The 6,467-nt window shown below is 69.6% G+C and carries 6 protein-coding genes and 1 pseudogene; 4 read left to right on the top strand and 3 right to left on the bottom strand.

The features are described from left to right. Positions 1–2 precede the first annotated feature (2 nt). Positions 3–1,986: pseudogene (gene lepA, locus A5712_RS23130) on the bottom strand (translation elongation factor 4). Here lepA and A5712_RS23135 point away from each other — a divergent pair. Further along, positions 1,968–2,546 (top strand): type II toxin-antitoxin system PemK/MazF family toxin, encoded by a 579-nt coding sequence (locus A5712_RS23135; RefSeq protein ID WP_068110335.1) that lies wholly within the window; start codon positions 1,968–1,970, stop codon positions 2,544–2,546. The pseudogene lepA and the gene A5712_RS23135 sit on opposite strands and share 19 nt — an antisense overlap. A 26-nt stretch (positions 2,547–2,572) precedes the next feature. Here A5712_RS23135 and A5712_RS23140 read toward each other — a convergent pair whose 3' ends face one another. Continuing rightward, positions 2,573–3,001, bottom strand: a complete 429-nt coding sequence (locus A5712_RS23140; RefSeq protein ID WP_068110336.1) for a CBS domain-containing protein — start codon at positions 2,999–3,001, stop codon at positions 2,573–2,575. A gap of 171 nt (positions 3,002–3,172) precedes the next feature. Here A5712_RS23140 and A5712_RS23145 point away from each other — a divergent pair, with 171 nt between their 5' ends. After that, entirely contained in the window at positions 3,173–4,015 is an 843-nt protein-coding gene (locus tag A5712_RS23145) for a ribonuclease Z (RefSeq protein ID WP_068110338.1), read from the top strand. Here A5712_RS23145 and A5712_RS23150 read toward each other — a convergent pair. Beyond that, entirely contained in the window at positions 3,999–4,724 is a 726-nt protein-coding gene (locus A5712_RS23150) for a hypothetical protein (protein ID WP_231982210.1), read from the bottom strand. The genes A5712_RS23145 and A5712_RS23150 overlap by 17 nt on opposite strands. Before the next feature lie 87 nt (positions 4,725–4,811). Here A5712_RS23150 and A5712_RS23155 point away from each other — a divergent pair, with 87 nt between their 5' ends. Then, positions 4,812–5,306, top strand: coding sequence for a MarR family winged helix-turn-helix transcriptional regulator (locus A5712_RS23155; protein WP_068110341.1), 495 nt, complete (start codon positions 4,812–4,814; stop codon positions 5,304–5,306). A gap of 58 nt (positions 5,307–5,364) precedes the next feature. Then, positions 5,365–6,467 (top strand): PE family protein (locus A5712_RS23160; RefSeq protein ID WP_082973609.1); only part of this gene is annotated, 1,103 nt, incomplete at its 3' end.

Raw genomic sequence — 6,467 nt, forward strand, 5'->3', positions numbered from 1 at the left:
GGCTACTTCTTACCCTTGTCCCCGGCCGCGTCGGTGGACAGCGCGGCGACGAACGCCTCCTGCGGCACCTCGACCCGGCCGATCGTCTTCATCCGCTTCTTGCCTTCCTTCTGCTTTTCCAGAAGTTTGCGTTTGCGGGTGATGTCACCGCCGTAGCATTTGGACAGCACGTCCTTGCGGATCGCCCGAATGTTCTCGCGGGCAATGATTTTCGATCCGATTGCCGCCTGCACCGGCACCTCGAACTGCTGGCGCGGAATCAGCTCCTTGAGCTTGGTGGTCATCTTGTTGCCGTAGGCGTACGCCGAATCCTTGTGCACGATCGCGCTGAACGCGTCGACGGCCTCGCCCTGCAGCAGGATGTCGACCTTGACCAGCTCGGCCTCCTGCTCGCCCGCCTCCTCGTAGTCGAGGCTGGCATAGCCGCGGGTGCGCGACTTCAGGGAGTCGAAGAAGTCGAAGATGATCTCGCCGAGCGGCATGGTGTAGCGCAATTCCACCCGCTCGGGCGACAGGTAATCCATGCCGCCCAGTTCGCCGCGCCGGGACTGGCACAGCTCCATGATGGTGCCGATGAACTCGCTGGGGGCGATGATGGTGGTCTTCACGACGGGTTCGTAGACGATGCTGATCTTGCCCTCCGGCCAGTCCGACGGGTTGGTCACCACGATTTCGCTGCCGTCCTCTTTGACGACCCGGTAAACGACGTTCGGCGACGTCGAGATCAGGTCCAGGTCGAACTCGCGCTCCAGGCGCTCGCGGGTGATCTCCATGTGCAGCAGACCGAGGAAGCCGCAGCGGAAGCCGAAGCCCAGCGCGACCGACGTCTCCGGCTCGTAGGTCAGGGCGGCGTCGTTGAGCTGCAGGCGGTCCAGGGCGTCGCGCAGATCCGGGTAGTCCGAGCCGTCGACGGGATACAGCCCCGAATAGACCATCGGCTTGGGTTCGCGATAGCCCGTCAGCGCCTCGGTGGCGCCGTGGCGGGCGGTCGTCACCGTGTCGCCGACCTTGGACTGCCGGACGTCCTTTACTCCCGTGATCAGGTAACCCACCTCCCCCACTCCCAGGCCGTCGCTGGGCTTGGGTTCGGGCGAGACGATGCCGACCTCGAGCAGTTCGTGGGTGGCGCCGGTGGACATCATCGCGATGCGTTCGCGCGGGGTGATCTTGCCGTCCACCACGCGCACGTAGGTGACCACGCCGCGGTAGATGTCGTAGACGGAGTCGAAGATCATCGCGCGGGTGGGGGCGTCGGCGTCACCCTCGGGCGGCGGGACCTCACGCACGACGTGATCGAGCAGGTCGGCGACGCCCTCCCCGGTCTTGCCGGACACCCGCAACACGTCCTCGGGCTCGCAGCCGATGATGTGGGCGATCTCACCGGCGTAGCGGTCGGGGTCGGCGGCCGGCAGGTCGATCTTGTTGAGCACCGGGATGATGTGCAGGTCGCGATCCAGCGCCAGGTACAGGTTGGCCAGCGTCTGCGCCTCGATGCCCTGGGCGGCGTCCACCAGCAACACCGCGCCCTCGCAGGCCTCCAGCGCGCGCGACACCTCGTAGGTGAAGTCGACGTGACCCGGGGTGTCGATCAGGTGCAGGACATAGTCGGTGTCATCGACTTTCCACGGCAGCCGCACGTTCTGCGCCTTGATGGTGATCCCGCGCTCCCGCTCGATGTCCATCCGGTCCAGGTACTGGGCGCGCATCGACCGCTCGTCGACGACGCCGGTGAGCTGAAGCATCCGGTCCGCCAGCGTCGACTTGCCGTGGTCGATGTGAGCGATGATGCAGAAGTTCCTGATCTGCGCCGGCGGGGTGAAGGTTTTGTCGGCGAAACTGCTGATGGGAATCTCCTGGTCTGGGCCTGCTCGAGGCCGCCTGAGCGGTATGTCCAGGGTATCTGTGCGCGGTCGCCGGGACCTACTTGGACACATTCGCACCCGGCCGCCCGTGGTTATGCTGCGAATATGGCGTCTCCCCGCAAATCCCAATGGAAGACGTTGCAGCGCTTCGCCCGAAATGTGGTGATCTATGCGCAGACCGCCCAGGTCGTCGCGCGCGAACTCGAGCGCGCCGTGAAGATCACCGCCAACGTCATCGCCTCGGCCGCGCCAGCGTCACCGGCCGAGATCGCGACGGGGCGGCCGGTGACCAGCACCAGCTTTCCCACCGCCCAACGGGCACGCAAGCTGGTCTACGCCCCGAACCTCGACGGCCGGGCCGATCCCGGCGAGATCGTGTGGACGTGGGTGGCCTACGAGGACGACCCCACCCGGGGGAAGGATCGACCGGTCCTGGTCGTGGGCCGTGACCGCCGCGTCCTGCTGGGGCTGATGGTCTCCAGCCAGCAGCGCCACGCCGGCGATCGCGACTGGGTGGGGATCGGGGCCGGCGCCTGGGATTACGAGGGCCGGGAGAGCTGGGTTCGGCTGGACCGGGTGCTCGACGTGCCCGAGGAGGGCATTCGCCGCGAGGGCGCGATCCTGGACCGCGAAATCTTCGACGTCATCGCCGCCCGGCTACGGGCGGACTACGCCTGGAGCTAGTGCCCGCAAATCGCCGAGCCGGGCAATCAGCCCTGGGTGATGTAGGACTGCAGCTGCTCGTGCTCGGCCTCGAGCTCCTCCATCCGGGTCTTCACCACGTCGCCGATGCTGACGATGCCGATCAGCTTCCTGCCGTCCAGCACCGGCACGTGGCGCACCCGGTTCTTGGTCATCAGCACGCTCAGCGAGTCCACCGTGTCCGACTTCGTGCACGTGGCGACCGTGGAGGTCATGATCTTGGAGACCGGCCGCGACAGCACGCTCGCGCCGTGGGTGTGCAGTTGGCGCACGACGTCGCGCTCCGAGACGATGCCGACGACGCCCTCGTCGCCGACCACCACCATGGCGCCGATGTTTTGCTCGGCGAGGCCGGCGAGCAGCTCCTTGACGGTCGCATCGGGGTTGATCGTCACCACCGCCGCGCCCTTGTTCCGCAAGACGTCCGCAATCCGCATCAAGGCCTCCAGCCGGTTGTGATCCGCTTCACATCAGGCTACGGCTAACTCGCTCGGCGGGGAAGCCAACACGAAAAGCGGCAACCGCGGGCTCCAATACCCTCGGATTCCCGGCCCAAACCCGACGGTGAAATACCGCTGTGGATCCGTCGGGCTTGCAAGGATGAACCCATGATCGAGATCACCCTGCTGGGCACCGGAAGCCCCATCCCCGATCCCGACCGCGCCGGTCCGTCGACTTTGGTGCGGGCCGGCGGACAGGTGTTTTTGGTCGACTGCGGGCGTGGGGTGCTGCAGCGCGCGGCGGCGGTCGGCGTGGGCGCCGCCGGGTTGTCGGCGCTGCTGCTCACCCACCTGCACAGCGACCACATCGGCGACCTCGGCGACCTCCTGATCACCCGGTGGATCTCCACCTTTGCGCCGGAGCCCACGCCGCTGCCGATCATCGGGCCGCCCGGCACCGCGGAGACGGTGGCGGCGACGCTCAAGGCGTTCGGCCACGACATCGGCTACCGGATCGCCCATCACGCCGACCTGAACGCGCCACCGGCGGTCGAGGTGCACGAGTGCACCGAAGGCCCGGTGTGGGACCGCGACGGGGTGTCGATCCGGGTCGCGCCGACCGACCACCGACCGGTGGCGCCGACCATCGGGTTCCGCATCGAATCCGGCGCGACCTCGGTGGTGCTGGCGGGAGACACGGTCCCATGCGCGGGCCTGGACGATCTGGCAAGCGGCGCAAACGCATTGGTGCACACCGTGATCCGCAAGGACATCGTCGCCAACATCCCGCAGCAGCGGCTTCAGGACATCTGCGATTACCACTCGTCGGTGGAGGAGGCGGCGACGACCGCCGACCGCGCGGGCGTGGGCACCCTGGTGATGACGCACTACGTGCCGGCGCTGGTGCCCGGGCAAGAGGAACAGTGGCGCGCCCTGGCCGCCGCCAAATTCGGCGGGCGCATCGAACTCGGCGACGACCTGCATCGAGTCGAGGTCAACCCGCGCTCGTAGCCGCCGTCCGGCGGATGTCGTTGCGGCGCAGGGGAAGTAGGGCGCCCGCCACTACCAGCCAGGCCAGCGCCGAGACCCGCGCGATCGGCAGGATCACCCCGAGTTCGGGCCACACCAGGACCAACGTCGCCGCTTCGGCCAGCGCGGCGATCGCCAGGCCGGTCCACGCCACCGGGCGCGGCGTCAATCCCAAGACGAGGCTGGGCACCGCCATGCCCGCCACCAGCAGCCCCAGCGCCACGATGTGGCCCGGGCCGCCGACCAGGAACACCAGGAAGTAGACGGCGCGGACCAGCGCGACGTCGGCGTTGACGTCCGGCCGTGACAGCGTCCAGCCGAGCAACCCGGTCAGGCCCAGGGCACCCGCGGCCAGCGTCCCGCCGGCGAGGGCGATCGTCGCGCCGGGGGCGGTGACGCCGAGTTGCCGCAACCGGGCGCTGGCCGTCGCCGCGTAGATCGCCAACGGCACCGACGACGCGAACACCGCGGTGGCGATCACTTGCACCGCGAGCGGCTGGCCGCGGACGTACGCGATGACCGGGGCCGCCGGGCCGTAGGGCAACGGCATCACGCCGCCCAGCGCGACCCCGATCGCGAGGCCGCCGAACAGCAATCCGACACTCACGACTGCAAGCAACACCAGCGGCGGTCCGCCCTGCCGCCGACGGCCGGCGAACTGCCGATTTCCATCTGCTCGTGAATCGTTCATGCGATGAACGATATGCCCGGTTCAGCTACTCCACAAGCCCGTGAATGATTCACAGGACGAATCATTCGCTAACGCTATGATGGCCCGGTGGCATCAGTTCCCGGCGACCGTCCCGACGGCGTGGCCTTCCTGTTGGCTCAGCTCGGCCATCACGCCGCGACGCTGTTCGCCGAACACGTGGCGACCCTCGAGTTGACGCCGCCGCACGCGGGAATCCTGCGCGCCATCGCCGCGGAACCCGGTCGCAGCCAGCAGGCCCTCAGCGCCCAGTTGGGCATGCTGCCCAGCCGGGTCGTCGTCTACGTCGACGAACTGGAGGAACGCGGCTACGTGGAGCGGCGCCGCAACCCCGACGATCGCCGGTTGCACGCCCTTTACCTCACCACCGCCGGAAAAAGGTTGATGCGCAAGCTCTCCGAGCTCGCACGCCAGCACGAGCTCCGGTTCGCCGCCACGCTCGACGCGGAGCAATACCGCACCCTGCGGGAGCTGCTCGCGGCGGTGGCACGGCAGCAGGGGCTGGCGCCGCATGTCCACCCCGGCTACAAAGCGATCGGTCGACCGGCAAACCCAGCCAGGTGACCTCGCATAGCGATAGGATCCGCTTCGGCAGTACATCCACGAAGGCGCGAGGTGCCGGATGTCGTTTGTAGTCGCAGGGCCACAAGCAATGCTGGCGGGCGCGGCCGATATGGCCGGCGTCGGTTCGGCGATCAGGCAAGCCAACGCGCTCGCGGTGGCCCAGACGACTGACGTGGAGGCCGCCGCCGCGGACGAGATATCCGTGGCCGTCGCCGCCCTGTTCGGATCGCACGGGCAGAGCTACCAGAGCGTGAGCGCCCAGATGACGGCGCTGCACGACCAGTTCGTACAAAATCTGACCGCCGCCGGCGGCGCCTACGCCAGCGCCGAGGCCGCGAATGTTCAGCAAACCCTGCTCGGCCTGATCAATGCGCCCACCGAGGCGTTGCTGGGACGCCCGCTGATCGGCAACGGCGCCGATGGCGGAACCGTCGGCGGGATCGGGCAACCCGGCGGGGCCGGCGGCCTGTTGTTCGGCAACGGCGGCCGCGGCGGCGACAGCACGGCCGCGTTGGCGACCGGCGGCAACGGCGGGCCGGCCGGGCTGATCGGCAACGGGGGCGCCGGCGGCAGAGGCGGGTCCAGCGATGCTGTTACGGCATTCGGCGGCACTGGAGGCGTCGGCGGCACCGGCGGATGGTTGTTCGGCAACGGCGGGCCCGGCGGCCCCGGGGGCGCCGGCGGCAACTTAGTGATGGGCGGTGCGGGCGGCAGGGGCGGATTCGGCGGGCAAGCCCTGCTGTTCGGCGCCGGCGGGGCGGGCGGTGTCGGCGGAACGGACTCCAACACCGGCGGCATCGGAGGCGACGGCGGCAACGGCGCGCCGGGTGGGCTGTTGTATGGGCCCGGCGGCGTCGGCGGCAACGGCGGGCCCGGCAGCCTCGACGGCGGCCTGGCCGGCCACGGCGGCCGCGCCATGCTGTTCGGCAACGGCGGCGCCGGCGGAACCGGCGGCAGCGGCGGGGCCAGCGTCCCCGCGAGCAGCGGCGGCGGCGGCGGGGCCGGCGGGTCCGGCGGGATCTTCGGCAACGGCGGCGCGGGCGGCGGCGGGGGCTTCGGCAACCTGCAGGGCGGCGCCGGCGCCAACGGCGGATCCGCTGTGCTGCTGGGCCACGGCGGCGCCGGCGGGACCGGCGGGGGCGGCGGCGGTGACGGCGGCCC

Source organism: Mycobacterium sp. E2327 (assembly GCF_001672675.1).
Lineage (GTDB): Bacteria > Actinomycetota > Actinomycetes > Mycobacteriales > Mycobacteriaceae > Mycobacterium.

Excerpts from the sequence above, each read along its gene's own strand:
- A5712_RS23135 (WP_068110335.1), top strand. The coding sequence starts at position 1,968 with ATGGCGTCTCCCCGCAAATCCCAATGGAAGACGTTGCAGCGCTTCGCC.
- A5712_RS23140 (WP_068110336.1), bottom strand. The coding sequence starts at position 3,001 with ATGCGGATTGCGGACGTCTTGCGGAACAAGGGCGCGGCGGTGGTGACG.
- A5712_RS23145 (WP_068110338.1), top strand. The coding sequence starts at position 3,173 with ATGATCGAGATCACCCTGCTGGGCACCGGAAGCCCCATCCCCGATCCC.
- A5712_RS23150 (WP_231982210.1), bottom strand. The coding sequence starts at position 4,724 with ATGAACGATTCACGAGCAGATGGAAATCGGCAGTTCGCCGGCCGTCGG.